13 protein-coding genes are annotated in these 15,591 nt (G+C 49.0%); 5 read left to right on the forward strand and 8 right to left on the reverse strand.

All coding sequences use genetic code 11. The features are described 5' to 3' along the window. Positions 1-15 precede the first annotated feature (15 nt). The 3 genes from MUB35_RS03785 to MUB35_RS03795 all read left to right on the forward strand — a co-directional run bounded on the left by MUB35_RS03785 (position 16) and on the right by MUB35_RS03795 (position 2,746). On the forward strand, positions 16-786 hold the full coding sequence (locus tag MUB35_RS03785; protein WP_103731083.1) for a thiazole synthase: 771 nt from the start codon (positions 16-18) through the stop codon (positions 784-786). Positions 787-798: 12 nt separating this feature from the next. After that, complete coding sequence (gene thiH / locus MUB35_RS03790) at positions 799-1,959, forward strand: 2-iminoacetate synthase ThiH (RefSeq protein WP_033142907.1); 1,161 nt, start codon at positions 799-801, stop codon at positions 1,957-1,959. Between the two features lie 136 nt (positions 1,960-2,095). Next, on the forward strand, positions 2,096-2,746 hold the full coding sequence (locus MUB35_RS03795) for a thiamine phosphate synthase (RefSeq protein ID WP_330608074.1): 651 nt from the start codon (positions 2,096-2,098) through the stop codon (positions 2,744-2,746). A gap of 60 nt (positions 2,747-2,806) precedes the next feature. Here the strand turns inward: MUB35_RS03795 and MUB35_RS03800 are convergent, their stop codons facing one another. The 7 genes from MUB35_RS03800 to MUB35_RS03830 form a co-directional block, all read right to left on the reverse strand. Continuing rightward, positions 2,807-3,814: a dipeptidase gene (locus MUB35_RS03800; RefSeq protein WP_186971002.1), complete on the reverse strand. Its 1,008-nt coding sequence runs from the start codon at positions 3,812-3,814 to the stop codon at positions 2,807-2,809. A gap of 131 nt (positions 3,815-3,945) precedes the next feature. Beyond that, positions 3,946-5,856 (reverse strand): 1,4-alpha-glucan branching protein GlgB, encoded by a 1,911-nt coding sequence (glgB, locus tag MUB35_RS03805; RefSeq protein ID WP_033142910.1) that lies wholly within the window; start codon positions 5,854-5,856, stop codon positions 3,946-3,948. 39 nt (positions 5,857-5,895) lie between these two features. Next, positions 5,896-7,266, reverse strand: coding sequence for an alpha-amylase family glycosyl hydrolase (locus MUB35_RS03810; RefSeq protein ID WP_186971003.1), 1,371 nt, complete (start codon positions 7,264-7,266; stop codon positions 5,896-5,898). 75 nt (positions 7,267-7,341) lie between these two features. Continuing rightward, positions 7,342-7,923, reverse strand: a complete 582-nt coding sequence (locus tag MUB35_RS03815) for a TetR/AcrR family transcriptional regulator (RefSeq protein WP_033142938.1) — start codon at positions 7,921-7,923, stop codon at positions 7,342-7,344. Between the two features lie 182 nt (positions 7,924-8,105). Continuing rightward, positions 8,106-8,870, reverse strand: coding sequence for a TatD family hydrolase (locus MUB35_RS03820; protein WP_054350399.1), 765 nt, complete (start codon positions 8,868-8,870; stop codon positions 8,106-8,108). Next, positions 8,860-10,005 carry an AI-2E family transporter gene (locus MUB35_RS03825; protein ID WP_033142913.1) on the reverse strand — a complete coding sequence of 382 codons (1,146 nt, stop codon included), beginning with the start codon at positions 10,003-10,005 and terminating at the stop codon, positions 8,860-8,862. The genes MUB35_RS03820 and MUB35_RS03825 overlap by 11 nt, the downstream gene beginning before the upstream one ends. A 28-nt stretch (positions 10,006-10,033) precedes the next feature. After that, positions 10,034-12,640 carry a cation-translocating P-type ATPase gene (locus tag MUB35_RS03830; RefSeq protein WP_148391947.1) on the reverse strand — a complete coding sequence of 869 codons (2,607 nt, stop codon included), beginning with the start codon at positions 12,638-12,640 and terminating at the stop codon, positions 10,034-10,036. A 487-nt stretch (positions 12,641-13,127) separates the two neighbouring features. Here MUB35_RS03830 and MUB35_RS03835 point away from each other — a divergent pair, with 487 nt between their 5' ends. Together MUB35_RS03835 and MUB35_RS03840 are read left to right on the forward strand one after the other, a co-directional pair. Further along, positions 13,128-13,712 (forward strand): sugar O-acetyltransferase, encoded by a 585-nt coding sequence (locus MUB35_RS03835; RefSeq protein WP_054350398.1) that lies wholly within the window; start codon positions 13,128-13,130, stop codon positions 13,710-13,712. Positions 13,713-13,808: 96 nt separating this feature from the next. Beyond that, positions 13,809-14,567, forward strand: a complete 759-nt coding sequence (locus tag MUB35_RS03840) for an alpha/beta fold hydrolase (protein ID WP_242850004.1) — start codon at positions 13,809-13,811, stop codon at positions 14,565-14,567. A 176-nt stretch (positions 14,568-14,743) separates the two neighbouring features. On the opposite strand, the gene MUB35_RS03845 is transcribed toward MUB35_RS03840, so the two are convergent. Further along, the gene (locus tag MUB35_RS03845; RefSeq protein WP_052099645.1) at positions 14,744-15,553 is read right to left on the reverse strand and encodes a tyrosine-protein phosphatase; all 810 of its coding nucleotides are present in this window, start codon (positions 15,551-15,553) and stop codon (positions 14,744-14,746) included. Between the last annotated feature and the right edge of the window lie 38 nt (positions 15,554-15,591).

The raw sequence follows: 15,591 nt of genomic DNA on the forward strand, positions 1-15,591 counted from the left end.
AAAGAGGAAAAAGACATGATAAAAGATGACAAACTTATATTGGGAGGACACGAATTTCACTCCCGTTTTATTCTGGGTTCCGGCAAATACAATCCGGAACTGATCCACGCTGCCGTTAAAAATGCCGGGGCTGAAATCATTACTCTGGCTGTACGCAGAGCCAACAGCGGCACTGCCAGTATACTGGAACATATACCGGACGGCATAACACTCCTTCCCAACACCTCCGGGGCCAGAACTGCGGATGAAGCAGTAAGGATCGCCCGCCTGGCCAGGGAACTGGGCTGCGGGGATTTTGTTAAAGTTGAGGTCATCCGAGACTCCAAATACCTGCTGCCGGACAATCAGGAAACCATCCGCGCCACAGAGATGCTGGCAAAAGAGGGCTTTATTGTCATGCCTTACATGTACCCTGATCTAAACGCCGCCAGAGACCTGGAACATGCCGGAGCTGCGTGTATCATGCCGTTAGGTGCCCCCATTGGTACCAACAAGGGATTGTGCACAAGGGAATTCATCAAAATCCTTATCGAGGAAATTGACCTTCCCATTATTGTAGACGCAGGAATCGGCCGCCCTTCCCAGGCTTGTGAAGCCATGGAAATGGGCGCTGCCGCAGTCATGGCAAATACAGCCATTGCCACTTCCGGCGACATACCCGCCATGGCGGAAGCCTTTAAAAAAGCCATTGAAGCAGGACGTACCGCATACCTGTCGGGCCTTGGGCGCGTTGTAAACGGCAGAGCCAGCGCCTCCTCTCCGCTCACCGGATTTCTGGAACAATAAGGAGGTGGAAAAATGACTGCATCAAGAACAAATCATATGGAATATATGGAGGGTATGGAAGCTCTGGATTCTGATGTTATGGATAAAGTGATAAGTGCCATGGACAGCTATGACTATCACCGTTATACAGAAGCACACGTACTGGCTGCACTGTCCCATGACACACGGACACCGGAGGATTTCGCAGCGCTTCTGTCTCCCGCCGCGGAACCTTTCCTGGAAGAGATGGCACAGGCTGCGCGGGCTGAAACCAGGAAACACTTCGGAAACTGTGTAAATCTCTTTACGCCGCTTTATATCTCCAATTACTGTGAAAACCACTGCATTTACTGTGGTTTCAACTGCCATAACCATATCCGCAGGGCAAGGCTTACCGCGGAGGAAATCGAGTTGGAAATGGCTGCGATCGCCAAAACAGGACTGGAAGAAATTCTTATACTGGTCGGCGAGAGCCGTGCAAAAAGTGATGTCAGGTATCTGGGGGAGGCGTGCAGGATCGCCAGAAAATACTTTAAAATGGTGGGACTGGAAGTCTATCCTATGAACAGTGAGGAGTATGCCTATCTCCATAAATGCGGAGCTGATTATGTGACAGTATTTCAGGAGACTTATAATTCCCATAAGTATGAGACGCTGCATCTGGCCGGGCATAAAAGAATCTTCCCTTATCGGTTTCACGCGCAGGAGCGGGCATTGAAAGGCGGAATGAGAGGAGTTGCTTTTGGGGCGCTTCTGGGGCTGGATGATTTCAGAAAGGATGCATTTGCTACAGGGATGCACGCCTGGTATCTGCAGCGGAAATATCCGCAGGCTGAGATTGCGTTTTCCTGCCCGCGTCTCAGGCCGATCATTAATAATGATAAGATCAATCCTAAGGATGTGCATGAACCGCAGCTTCTTCAGGTGATCATGGCTTACAGACTCTTTATGCCGTTTGCCGGAATCACGATTTCTACCAGGGAACGGGCTGAGTTCCGGGATCATGTGGTCACGATCGCAGCGACTAAGATTTCTGCAGGGGTAAGTACCGGAGTCGGCAGTCATGTGGAGGAGCTGGAGGATAAGGGGGATGACCAGTTTGAGATTTCAGATGACAGAGGTGTTGAGGAGGTCTGCAGGGCTGTCAGAGACGGGGGAATGCAGGTGGTCATGAATGATTATGTATTCGTATAACAGCGAGGTGTAGTATAGCGGGCAGGGTGGATATCCCTTTGTATGCTTGCTGTCATCACGGAAACTAAATAAAAGCGGAGGAAAACTGCCATATGGGAGCTGGCTTTATTCCACACAAATTGGCAGAGGTGGTATTATGGGTAAAATGAGCAATGGGGTAAGGTTTGATAAGATGCTGGTGATTACCAATCGGCTGCTTTGTGATGGGGATTTTCTGGAGCGGATCGAGACGGTGGCTGCTAAAAAGCCAAAAGGAATTGTGTTGAGGGAAAAAGATTTGGGAGCCGGGGAATATAGAGAACTGGCTATGAAGGTGCTTAAGATATGCAGGCGATATGATGTTGACTGTATTCTGCATTCCCGGGCAGAGGCGGCAAGGGAGCTTGGCTGTCCTCGTATCCACCTGCCTTTTTCAAGGTTTTGCGGGGATAATATCTGTGTAAAGTCCGGCGAAAGTGAACGTCTATCAGGTTCTGATGAGAGGAGCAGGCTGCTTATGGATTTTGATCTGATCGGTGTTTCTGTTCATTCGGTGGAGGAGGCCATTTTTGCTGAGAAGATGGGGGCCGGTTATGTAACGGCAGGGCATATTTTCCTGACGGACTGCAAAAAGGGACTTGCCGCCAGAGGGCTGCCTTTTCTGAAAAACGTCTGTGAATCGGTTGGGATTCCTGTGTATGCCATTGGCGGTATTACACCGGATCATGTGGATGACGTGCTGGGAGCAGGGGCGGCAGGTTTTTGTGTTATGTCAGGAATCATGCGGGATTCGGTGTGGGGCGTATAGATAAGAGCAGGTATTGGCCCCATCACAAAGCGATTTTTAATGGGCGAATACCGTAACGATTCAGCCGGCTGAATCGTTACAATTTTCTTTCAGGAACCTTCTCACATTTCCTCCCAGAATCTTTTCTGTCTGGCTGTATGTAAAGCCGTGTTTTTCCATTTGCTCTGCCAGAAGCTGTACCTGGCTGCAGTCAGAGATCTCGGGGAGTTCCAGGATGCCGTCGTAATCGCTGCCCAGACCCAGGCAGTCACTTCCGCCGACGTTCAGAATATAGGACGCCATTTGTACGATCTCTTCCACTGTTGTGCCGGCTTCTCCGGGTTTCCAGTTGGGACGCATGAAGGAGACTGCGTAGTTCAGGCCCATCACACCGCCCCGGTCAGCCAGGGTGCGTATCATATCGTCTGTGAGATTTCTGGCGGAACCTTTTACCAGGCCTCTTGCATTGGAATGACTGGCCAGGAAAGGGCGGGTGGAATGTTCCGCCACATCCCAAAAGCCGCCGTCAGACAGATGGGATACATCCACCAGAATATGCAGGTGTTCCAGCTCCTCCAGAAACTCCAGGCCCTTTTTCTTCAGTCCCCGGTCATCACCCCAGCTCCAGGTCTTCTGCGTAAGAGGGTCCCCCATACAGTTGGGAAAGCCAAAATCGTTCTCATAGTTCCAGGTAAGGGTTGCCATTCTGACACCCTGTCGGTGAAACCATCTGAGGGAATCCAGAGAGTTCTGGAATATGGCGCCCTCCTCCAGGGAGAGAAGGGCTGACATCTTACCCGCCTTTTCGTTTGCTTCCAGCTCACTGTAGGTTCTGACCTGGGAGATCAGGTCAGCATTTCGCTGCATTTCCCGCTGAAAGATTTTCAGGATATCTCCGGCAGCCGCCTCTGCGTCCGGTTCCTCCTCCCAGTTAACGTAGATGGCAAAGGTCTGCAGGGCATAGCCGCCCTTTTTCATCTTTTCCAAATCTACACTGAGGGAATTATGGCGGAGGGAAGCAGGACTGCCCTCTTTTTCCATTTGGCGGATTTTGCTGATGGTGTCGCAGTGCATATCTATAATCTGCATAATAAAACTCCGTTTCTGCCTTCTTAAATTGAGGACTTCTTTCTACCAGTATATTGATTTATTTCATGAGATATTAAGAAAGCGCGTTCCCACTGAGCGGAAACGCACCTTCCCTTAACTTATTATCATTTTTAATATAGGAACACAGCCACCCCATAAGCCGGCAGCGGATAACCAAAGGAGTAATCCCTTCCGTCACATTCCTTCTTCACAGCCTTGTAAACGGTCTGCTCCACCGGCGTATCTCCGCCGAATTTAGGGTCCTTACTGTTCAGGATCAGCTTATACTGTTTTCTCTTAGGTACCCCGACCCGGTAATCCTCTCTGGCAACCGGTGTATAATTGATGACAAACAGCAGATTATTCCTTCCGGTAGGCGACTTTCTCACAAAACTGAAAATACTTCTCGCGGCGTCATCCGCATTGATCCACTCAAACCCTTCCTGGCTGTCGTCATTTGCGTAGAGGGCCGGATACTTCTTATATAAAGCAAGCAGTTCCTTCACATAAGCCTGAAGCTGCTGATGGCACGGTTCTGCCAGCAGGAACCAGTCAAGCTCCCTGGCCTCGCTCCATTCCTGGAACTGACCGAACTCCTGTCCCATGAACAGCAGCTTCTTGCCGGGATGCCCGAACATGTAGCTGTACCCTGCCTTCAGGTTCTCGAATTTATCCTGTCCGAGACCGGGCATTTTGTTGATCATGGAGCATTTCAGATGCACGACTTCATCATGAGATAATACAAGGACGTAGTTCTCGCTGTAGGCGTAACTCATGGAGAACGTCATCTTATGGTGATTATATTTACGGAAATATGGGTCAAGCTTCATATACTCCAGGAAGTCGTGCATCCATCCCATATTCCATTTTAAGCTGAATCCCAGGCCGCCCTCCTCAGGCTTGCCGGTTACCATGGGCCATGCTGTGGATTCCTCCGCGATCATGACAGCCCCCTTGTTCTTGCCCAGAACTACGGAGTTCAGGTGCTTGAAGAACTCAATCGCCTCCAGGTTCTTATTTTCCCCGTATTTGTTTGGTATCCACTGTCCGGCCTCTCTTCCGTAGTCCAGATACAGCATGGAGGCAACAGCATCCACACGGAGTCCGTCAATGTGATATTCCTGTATCCAGAACAATGCGTTTGCGATGAGGAAATTTTTCACCTCATTCTTGCCGTAATCAAATACCTTGGTCCCCCAGTCCGGATGCTCACCCTTTCTTGGGTCCGCATATTCATATGTGGGGGTTCCGTCAAAATCAGCCAGTCCGTGGGCGTCCTTCGGGAAATGGGCCGGTACCCAGTCCAAAATGACACCGATCTTATTCTTGTGCATGTAATTTACGAAATACTGAAAATCCTCGGGCGTACCGTACCTGGATGTAGGGGCATAATAACCTGTTACCTGGTATCCCCAGGAGCCGTCAAAGGGATGTTCCGCAATACCCATCAGCTCCACATGGGTATACCCCATCTCTTTGATATAGTCAGCCAGTGAATGGGCCAGCTCTCTGTAATTGTAAAATCCGTCCTCATCCCCGTCTTTTAAAGGGTGTTTCTTCCAGGAACCTGGGTGCAGTTCATAAATGGACATGGCATCCTTCTTCGCATTGTATTCCAGGCGCTTTTTCATCCAGACGGAATCTCCCCATTTGAATTTGGTGATGTCATATACACAGGAAGCTGTACCCGGGCGGTGCTCCGCGTAGTTTGCATAGGGGTCTGCCTTGAAGAGCAGCTTGCCCTTGTATGTGGTGATGCAGAATTTGTACAGATCACCTTCCCGCACCTTGGGCACAAAGAGCTGGTAAATGCCCATGTCATTGTCACACTTCATCACATTTTTATCGGGGTCCCATTTGTTGAAATCCCCCACAACGGACACGGATTCCGCATGAGGTGCCCAGACGGCGAAATAGACGCCGTCTTTGCCCCGCTGTGTTGTGGGATGTGCACCCATCAGCTTATAGATTTCATAATGTGTTCCTTCCCCGAATAAATAGCGGTCCATCTCCGAGAATCTCATTGTTTTTCCTTTAGCCATAAGTCCTTCCCCTTTGTCTTCCTCTGATTTTACAGCACTTTAACCCTGCTGCAGGATTTCCAGCAGAACACTTCCCGCTGCTTCTATGGTAAAATTCAGCCTGCCGTTCTCCGGCTCCACTTCCTCTTGTGTCAAAAGGTTTACATAACGTTTATTCTCCACCGGCACCGGAATACTCACCTGTGCCGGATTCTCGTCATTGTTCACAGCCGTGACAAGACCTTCCTCCTCTGTAAATCTGACAAACGCAAACTGTCTGTTGGTGAGCATCAATTCCCTGTATCTTCCCTCTGCAAGGCAGGTCTTATACTTCTCGTGCATTTCTCCCAGTGTCTTGACCCAGAGCATGATCCCGGAATCCTTATGCTCTTCCAGGGCTTCCCTGATATCCACGGCCGGCCTTAGAGCGTCATCACCGCCGTTGTTCTTGCTTCCCTCAATTCCCCATTCCGATCCGTAATAGATGGATGGTATCCCCGGAAGCGTATACAGCAGTGTATAGATGGGGTAAATATGCTCCTTCACATTGATCTTACTGTAAATGCGGTCCACATCGTGATTGTCAACAAAGGAATACAGCTTCATCCCCCTGTAGATACCGCCGTTCTCCTCAAATTCCCGTCTTATGGTATGGGCGATCTCAAAGTAATTGTGGTCATTGTGTCCGGAATAGATGCCCTTGTGAAGTTCATAATTCGTAACACTGTGCAGCATTTTCTGTCCGTCCTGGATGTATCGGCTGTAGTCTCCGTGGATGACCTCCCCCATAAGCCAGAAGTCCTCTTTCTTCTCACCTGTGCGCCTGCGCATTTCCTCCATGAAGCCAAAGTCAAGACAATCCGCGCAGTCCAGGCGGATGCCGTCAATATCAAAGGTATCGATCCACTCATCTATCACATCCAGAAGATAACCTTTTACTTCCGGGTTCTGCAGGTTTAAGTTCACAAGCTCAAAGCAGTTTCTCCAGGCTTCATAGGAAAATCCGTCATTGTAGGGATTGTTCCATCCGAAATTGATGCCCTTATACCATCCGCAGTACCTGGAACCCTCCCGGTTCTGCTGGATGTCCCTGAAGGCAAAGAATTCTCTTCCCGTGTGGTTGAACACACCGTCCACCACGACCCTGATTCCCAGCTCGTGCGCCTTTTTCACAAATCTGGTAAAGTCTTTATTGTCACCAAGCCGCTGGTCCACAGTCTTATAATCCTTGGTGTCATACCCATGGGTGGTGGACTCAAACAGAGGTCCGATATAGATTGCTGTTGCCTTAATGTCCGCAAGGTGCGGCAGCCATTTCTCCAGTTCCGCGAAGCGGTGTACAACACCTTCTTCTCTATTCACCCTGGGGGCGCCCGTCATCCCGATAGGGTACATATGGTAAAATACTGCCTCTTCATACCATTTTGCCATGTTTCGTTTCCTCCTTTTCCGGCTCTGCCCGATGCGGCAGGCCCAGACAAACCATGCAGGAACGCCATTCCTTGACTACGAATATATCCCATACATAAACTGATGCACAATCTCATATGTGGTCTCATCAGAAATTTCAAATCTTTCCTCTTCGGATAGCCCGTAGCTCACTGTCATAATATGATGGTTGAGCACACCTGTAAACCCCACGGCAAATAATTCCTGCCGCCCCCGCATGTTCCCCAATTGGGGGGATGCATCCTCAAATATCTTCACAATGATCTTATAATACCGCTCTATAAGGGGCGAAACCGTCTTATAGGCCTCGTTCTCTCTTCCGGAATAAAACAGAGACAGCATGAATAAATAGAATTTCTGATTGGACGCAGCATAGTCAAAAAATGTCCGCGCTGCCTGATAAAGCACACCCGGAAGGCTTTCCCCCGGCCTGGCTATATCGATCAGCCTGCTTTCAAACTCCTGATATCCTGTCTCCAGCAGATTCTGCAAAAGTCCCAGCTTGCTTCCAAAATAGTAATATAAAGTTGGCTTGGAGATTCCGGCCTTATCCACGATCTCCTGGACGCCCACCGCATCATACCCCTTGGCATAAAACAGATCAAGCGCCGACTTTAATATCAATTCTTTATTATCCATAACTGCCTCCCGGCTGTTCTGCATTGTATCTATCTTTTGTTTTTTATTTTCATCCTTTGTTCTGCCTATTATTATACCAATCGGTATACAAAAAATCAAGAGGGTGTTGTAAAATACGTTTTTACAATACCCTCTTGTTTAAGGCCGCTCTGCCCGACTTCACGGCTGACGCTTCCTCCCTATCATATACCAAACAGCTTTTTGGCGTTTTCCCTGGTCACATCCACCACAGTTTCATAGGAAACGCCCTTGATCCTGGCAATCTCCTCCGCCACATAAGTCAGATACACAGAACAGTTTCTGTGTCTTCTGTAGGGTTCAGGTGCCAGATACGGGGCATCTGTCTCCAGCAGAAGATAATCCAGCGGTGCGTATTCCACCACATCTTTCAGCCGCTTTCCGTTTTTGAAGGTGACGACTCCGCCTACGCCCAGATAATACCCCATGTTCATGTATTCCTTTGCCTGTTCCACAGAATAGGAATAGCAGTGGATCACGCCCTTCAGGTTATCTGCCCTCTCTGCTTTCATAAGATCCAGTGTGTCCTTTGCCGCATCACGGCTGTGTACAACAATGGGAAGCCCGGTCTCTTTTGCCAGATCCATCTGGCGGACAAACCATTTTTTCTGGACCTCATGATGTTCCTTATCCCAATAATAGTCAAGGCCAATCTCACCCACTGCCACGATCTTCTCCAGATCACACAGGCTTCTGAGCCATTTTATTTTCTCCTCATCAAGGCTGCCCACCTCGTCGGGATGAACGCCCACTGCTCCGTAGACAAAAGGATACTTTTCTGTCAGCCTGACCGTATCCTCCACACCCCGCAGGCTGGCGCCCACATTGATGATCGTTCCGATTCCGTGCTGCGCCATGGAGGTTAACAGGCTGTCCCTGTCCCCGTCAAACGCCTCGTCATCGTAATGTGCATGTGTCTCAAATATCATGAATATTCCGCTCCTTCAATTTCTTGTAAACGGTCTGGCGGAACAGCGCGTACACAACAGATGTAAGCGGTATGAAGATCAGCATACCCACAACACCCATCAGACTGCCGCCCACGGTCACTGCCACCAGCACCCAGATAGAGGGCAGCCCCACCGAGTTCCCGACTACGTGAGGATAGATCAGATTCCCCTCAATCTGCTGCAGCACCAGAAACAGCACGATAAATGCCAGCCCCTTCATGGGATCCACCACCAATATCAGAAAGGTACCCACAACACAGCCGATAAACGCTCCAAATATGGGAATCAGCGCTGTAAATGCAATTAGTATACCGATCAGCATAGCGTACGGGAAACGAAACAGGGTCATGGATACGAAAAACATGGTTCCCAGGATCACTGCCTCCAGACACTGACCGGTGACAAAGCTGGCAAATGTCCTGTAACTGAGGGAACACACCTCCAGAACCTTTTTCACCATCTTTGCAGACAGAAAAGCGTAGAAAACTTTCTGAACCTGCACCGTCAGCTTTTCCTTCTGCAGAAGGATATATACGGCAAATACAAGAGCGATGAAAAAATTCATAAGTACATTGACCACTGTGCGTGCCATTGCCACTGTGGAGTTGAGCACATTTCCGGCACCGTTTTTCAGGAAGTCAACTGCTGTGCCGATTATGGAATTCCAGTCAAATTCCAGGTTCTGGATCCACTCAGCAATCTGTTTGTTGTTGTGGAAGGTTTCCACAGCCCAGGTCTGAAGCCTCGGTATGGCGGCTTCTATGCTGGCACTCACACTCATAAAGGTCTGACCCATTTCCGGTACAACCACAAGGATGACTACAAGCACTACGCCCACCACCAGAATGAGGGAGAGGATCAGACTCAGCGGGCGTCCCAGCTTTTTCATCTTTCCTTTACTCTCGGCACTTCCGAAAAGTCTCTTTTCCAGAAAGCTCATGGGAACATTCAGTACAAAGGCAAATGCGGCTCCCAGAAGGAAAGGATAGGCTATCCCTACCATGAAACGTGCAAAGACCAGCAGTACATCTGCCCTTTGTATTCCCACATAGACAACCACTGCAAACAGAATCAGAAGCATCAGATTCTTCATATCTTTTTTATTCAGGTTCATACTTCTCCTCTCCTTCTCCCCTCTTTGATTACTTTTTCAGTTTCGCACGTACCCATTTCAGCGCCTGGATAACCGGCAGGTTTGCAATGGACAGGCCGTACACTGTGAAAAGCTGTGCCATATCCAATGTCTGCACGCTGAAAATTTTGTGCAGCCCCGGAATCATCAGCACAGAGGTGATTAATACTAATCCTAACACAAATGCACCGATGAGGTAAATATTATTAAAGAATTTCTTAGTAAATAAAACAGGTCTTACGGATTTACAGTTAAATCCATGCACCAGCCTGGAGGTACACAGGGTTCCGAATGCCATTGTCATGGCCAGGAGCGGGCTCTCCTGATAGCCGATGTAAAAACCTATCATGGTCATGATACCGATAACAAGACCTTCTGTCCCGATATAGGAGAGAAAATCCTTCGTCAGTATGGATTCATTCATAGGACGCGGTTTTTCCTTCATGACATCTTTGGTGTGAGGCTCCAGCCCCAGCGCAATAGCCGGAAGGCTGTCTGTCAGCAGGTTGATAAACAGCAGGTGTACCGGCGCAAACGGCACGGGCAGGTTTGCCAGGGACGCGTACAGTACCGCCAGGATTCCCGCAAAGTTGCCTGAGAGCAGGAACTGGATGGCACTCTTTATGTTCTTGTATACGTTCCTTCCGTTTTCCACTGCCTTGACAATGGTTGCAAAGTTATCATCCGTCAGGACCATGGAAGCGGCATCCTTGGACACCTCGGTTCCCGTTATGCCCATGGCCACACCGATATTGGCCTGCTTCAGAGCGGGTGCGTCATTGACGCCGTCACCTGTCATGGAGACAATATTTCCCTTCTCCTGCCATGCCCTGACAATGCGTATCTTATGTTCCGGTGAAACACGTGCATAGACGGATATACCTTCCACAAAATTCTGCAGCTCCTCGTCCGTCATATTTTCAATCACAGCGCCCTCGCAGGCTTCGGATTCATCCTTCAGAATGCCGATACGTTTTGCAATGGCTGCTGCTGTCACCTTGTGGTCACCGGTTATCATGATAGGCTTAATGCCTGCACTGATACACTCTTCAACCGCGGCCTTGGACTCTTCACGCGGCGGGTCCATCATGGCGATCAGTCCCAGAAATACCAGATCATCTTCATCGTTCACACAGAGCTGTGTGCCGGCCTCCATCCGTTTATAGGCAAATGCCAGAACACGGAGTCCGTTTCCGGAAAACTTCTGGTTCTGCTCTTCGATGGCTCTGCGGTCTTCCTCTGTGATGGGGACTATCCCGCTATCTTTCTGTATGGAACAGACACGGTTCAACAGAACATCCACCGCGCCTTTTGTGATCATGGTGGCACCCTCTCTTAAATTATGAAGGGTGGACATCATCTTACGGTCACTGTCAAAAGGCACCTCGCTGCATCTGGGATACTTGTCGCGGACCACCTCCGCAGGGCGTCCCAGCTTATCTCCCTGGTTGATAAGGGCTGTCTCGGTGGGATCTCCGATCTCCTCGCCGTTTTTGTTGGTGGAGTCATTGCAGAGAATACTGTGGCGGAGAAGCTGCTTCTGTGCCGGATCATCCAGGTCAATATTTTCCGCGGGAATCTCACGGCCTTCTACATAGTAGTATTCTACTGTCATCTTGTTCTGGGTCAGGGTACCTGTCTTGTCTGAACAGATAATAGATACACTTCCCAGACCTTCCACTGCCTGAAGTTTTCGTATAATGGCATGTTCTCTTGCCATTTTCTGCGTTCCGAAGGAAAGCACAATGGTGACAATGGAGCTGAGTGCCTCCGGTATGGCCGCAACAGCCAGCGCTACGGCAAACAAGAATGCCTCTCCCCAGGATTCTCCCCTGAAAACACTAACTCCAAACAGGATACCGCAGAAAACCAGAATTATGATGGACAGCTTCTGGCCGAACTGGTCCAGGTTCATCTGCAGCGGTGTCTTTTTCTCGGAAGTGGTTTTCAGCAGTTTAGCGATCTTTCCCACTTCTGTCTCCATGCCTATGGAGGTTACAAGGAAGGAGCCGCGGCCGTAAGAGACAAAGCTTCCTGAGAATACCATGTTGGTTCTGTCACCCAGCGGTACCTCGCCTTCGATGGGGTCTTCCGTCTTATCCACGCCCAGGCTCTCACCTGTCAGGGCACTCTCATCTACCTTAAGGCTGGCATTTTCAAGGATCCGTCCGTCAGCCGGGACATAGTCGCCCGCTTCCAGCATGACAATGTCGCCCACAGTCACCTGGTCAGAGGGTATCTTCGCCACATCGCCGTTTCTCAGGACCTTCGCCTCAGGCCCTGACATGGCTTTGAGGCTGTCAAGAGACTGCTCTGCCTTCACGGTCTGGACTGTTCCGAGAATGGCATTCATGGTGATGACCACCAGGATGACAATGGCACTCTCCATTTCGCCCAGAACACCGGAAACAATGGCTGCCACGATCAGGATGATCACAAGAAAATCTTTGTACTGCTCCAGAAAAATCTGCGGGATGGATTTTTTCTTTTCTTCCAACAGAGCATTGGGGCCGTATTTTTCCTGATTGGCCTTAATCTGTTCGTTTGTCAGAGGCTGCGTGCTTCCATTGATGGTTTTCTGCGCCTCTGTCCTCGACATTTGATAAAATTCTTTCATTCGCTCTCCTCCAAACGTTTTTTGCGGAACCCATGCCGTGCTGCCATGGTTCCATGTGTGGATACGTACTGCTTATCTCTAGTGTGCTTTGTAAAAACCTCTTTCATACCATTTTGCTCGTATGCCCTGCCATAACCATTGGTTTTTCATGGCCTGCAACGCAAAAAAGCGAGGCTTTTACTGCACAACAAGCATGCAATAAAAGTCTCGCTGTTTCATCACGATACGGACGGGATATTCTCCCATCGAGATTGACGATATCGCAAACGCCGACGGCGCCAGCTACTCCCTCTTATTAATGGATACTATAACCGATTGCTTTTGAACTGTCAATGATAAATTTGTAAAATATTCCTGTCAGCCGCCGCGTACCGAAACTTTCGCATTCTTCTTGAATAAAGTTTCCGGAACACTTATAATTAAACAAACTTGGAAAATATCACCGCCCTGCTGAAATACCACGGCGGATGGTTATGGAGGATGAGAAATGACAGAGCGAGAGAAAATGCTGGCCGGAGAGCTGTACGACTGCGGTGACCCGGAGCTTTTAGCCCAATGGCACCTGGCTAAAAATCTAATTCGGGAGTACAATGGACTTCTGTCTGAGAATCTGGAGGAAAAGGACCGCATCTTAAACCGTCTTCTGGGCAGCCGGGGTGACAATCTGTGGATCACCGCGCCTTTTTATGTGGATTACGGGAACAATATTTATTTCGGAAATAACTGTGAAGTGAATATGAACTGCACCTTTCTGGATGACAACAGAATTGAGATCGGCGATAACGCGCTGATTGCCCCAAATGTGCAGATTTACACAGCCTTTCATCCCACCAACGCGGCAGACCGGTTCGGCCCCTTAAAGGAGGACGGCAGTTTCTCTTTCTGCAAGACCAGGACGGCACCTGTCATTATCGGTGATAATGTGTGGATCGGCGGCGGCGCTGTGATTCTGCCCGGTGTGACCATCGGCAGCAATGTGGTCATCGGCGCGGGAAGTGTTGTGACAAAATCCATTCCTGACAACAGTGTCGCTGTGGGAAGTCCCTGCAGAGTGATACGGGAAAACTGTTAAATCAATTAGGAGGAAAATATGAATGCTCCGGGCAAAATGGTAAAAGTTAACGATACATATATGCACGTCTTCTCTATACCCCCTTCAACCACGGCAATGCATCACCCAATTGTATTCTTGTCCGGTTCCGGCACGGAATGTCCTACATATGATTTTAAACCGTTATGGCATTTGCTGAAGGACCGGCTCCACATCGTGGTAGTTGAACGCCCGGGGTATGGATGGAGCGGGCAGACCAGTCATCCGCGGGATATTGACACCATTCTGGAAGAAACAAGGGAAGCTTTAAAGCAGGCAGATATAGCCGGTCCATTTATTCCGGCACCCCATTCCCTTTCCGGCTTGGAAGCTATATACTGGGCTCAAAAATATCCGGATGAAGTCTATGCCATCCTTGGACTGGACATGGCTGTTCCTCAGGTATATCGGATTATGGAGATACCAAAATACTTTCCTCTCCTGGCCCGGTTTGGACATCTTCTGCGCAGGCCGCTTGCAGCAGCTATGGTTAAAAACCATCCTGCCGTGAAAAATAATCTATTGGATAAAACGGAACGGGAGGCAATGGAAGTTATTACTTCCAGACAATTGCTGAGTAAGAATATGATGGATGAAATAGATTATGTAAAAGAAAATGCTGTTAAAGTTGAAAATGGAAAATCCCCTCAAGTTCCCTTGCTGTGCTTTCTGTCAAATGACAAGGCAAATTTGAAAGCAGTACCTGCATGGGGCAGAATACACAGGGAATATTTTTCCGCTAATGATAATGCCCATTTCATTGATTTAACATGCGGTCATTATGTTCACCGGGAAGCACCTGATATCATAGCTGAATCCATAATTCAATTTTTATAACCATGCAGTAAACTTTATGTATTTACTGCACTCGCCATGCATAAGAGTTGTGACAGCGGGTATTCGTCCTATCGCAAATTGACCTCTAACGGACAAATACCCGTACCTATTAATTAAGCTGGCCCTCTCCCGGCAGGCGTAAACGTGAGAAGTACCACACATCTGCCTTCTGCCCTCTATTCCAGATACATCTCCTTCAATATATCTGTTTTCTCATCTGTAATCCCCAGCCTCTCCCTCAAAAATGCTTCGGTACTTCCGCACTGTCTCTCCGTCTCCGCGAACATGGATTCTATATAACTTCTCTCCGCGCCGTTTAGAATGCGGATTCCATTGAGAATGCGTTCATTCTGCACTTTTGCAGCTACTTTTGCGACCATGGCTTCTGTCTCCGGTTCCAGATATCCATTTGTCAGAAGATAGTCCCGGATGATCACTTCCCGTTCCACGCCAAGCGCAGTCAGCAGAAGGGCTGTGGCTGTGCCTACCCGGTCCTTTCCCGCAGAGCAGTGCCAGAGGACAGCCCCTTCTTTTTGAGCTAAAAGGATATCAAAGAAATGCTTCAGTCCGGTGACGGAAAAATCGTCAGAGACAAGAGCCAGATAAATTTTTTCCATGTTTTCCTTTGGATGGTTTTCCGCCTCCTTCAGCAGTTCCAGGATCATGGCTGAAAGACTGTCCGCCTGCTCCTGTCCCTCTCTGGTGATTCCCAGCATGGCATCACTTAAAAGAGGATTATGTATGAATTCCACCCCTTTTATCTCCGGGTCCGGCAGTTCTGTCTTCTCACCGTTTGTCCTTAAGTCCACCACTGTTTTCAATCCATACGCCTCTGTCAGTTGTCTGATATCAGACTCTGTACATTTTCCAAGGGCACCGCTTCTTAACAGGCGGCAGTGTCTGATCGTCCTGCCGTCCTTTACTGTATACCCTCCCAGATCCCGTGTATTATAAACAGGGCCTTCCATTTCAATTCTGCTGCACATAGTATCCTCCTCCATGAATAAACATTTTGTCCTGTGTT

Origin of the sequence: Blautia sp. NSJ-175 (assembly GCF_022867815.1) — a bacterium.
Classification (GTDB): Bacteria; Bacillota; Clostridia; order Lachnospirales; family Lachnospiraceae; genus Blautia; species Blautia celeris.

Excerpts from the sequence above, each read along its gene's own strand:
- MUB35_RS03810 (WP_186971003.1), bottom strand. The coding sequence starts at position 7,266 with ATGGCAAAATGGTATGAAGAGGCAGTATTTTACCATATGTACCCTATC.
- MUB35_RS03815 (WP_033142938.1), bottom strand. The coding sequence starts at position 7,923 with ATGGATAATAAAGAATTGATATTAAAGTCGGCGCTTGATCTGTTTTAT.
- MUB35_RS03820 (WP_054350399.1), bottom strand. The coding sequence starts at position 8,870 with ATGATATTTGAGACACATGCACATTACGATGACGAGGCGTTTGACGGG.
- MUB35_RS03835 (WP_054350398.1), top strand. The coding sequence starts at position 13,128 with ATGACAGAGCGAGAGAAAATGCTGGCCGGAGAGCTGTACGACTGCGGT.
- MUB35_RS03795 (WP_330608074.1), top strand. The coding sequence starts at position 2,096 with ATGGGTAAAATGAGCAATGGGGTAAGGTTTGATAAGATGCTGGTGATT.
- MUB35_RS03845 (WP_052099645.1), bottom strand. The coding sequence starts at position 15,553 with ATGTGCAGCAGAATTGAAATGGAAGGCCCTGTTTATAATACACGGGAT.
- MUB35_RS03840 (WP_242850004.1), top strand. The coding sequence starts at position 13,809 with ATGCATCACCCAATTGTATTCTTGTCCGGTTCCGGCACGGAATGTCCT.
- glgB (WP_033142910.1), bottom strand. The coding sequence starts at position 5,856 with ATGGCTAAAGGAAAAACAATGAGATTCTCGGAGATGGACCGCTATTTA.
- MUB35_RS03800 (WP_186971002.1), bottom strand. The coding sequence starts at position 3,814 with ATGCAGATTATAGATATGCACTGCGACACCATCAGCAAAATCCGCCAA.
- MUB35_RS03830 (WP_148391947.1), bottom strand. The coding sequence starts at position 12,640 with ATGAAAGAATTTTATCAAATGTCGAGGACAGAGGCGCAGAAAACCATC.
- thiH (WP_033142907.1), top strand. The coding sequence starts at position 799 with ATGACTGCATCAAGAACAAATCATATGGAATATATGGAGGGTATGGAA.
- MUB35_RS03785 (WP_103731083.1), top strand. The coding sequence starts at position 16 with ATGATAAAAGATGACAAACTTATATTGGGAGGACACGAATTTCACTCC.
- MUB35_RS03825 (WP_033142913.1), bottom strand. The coding sequence starts at position 10,005 with ATGAACCTGAATAAAAAAGATATGAAGAATCTGATGCTTCTGATTCTG.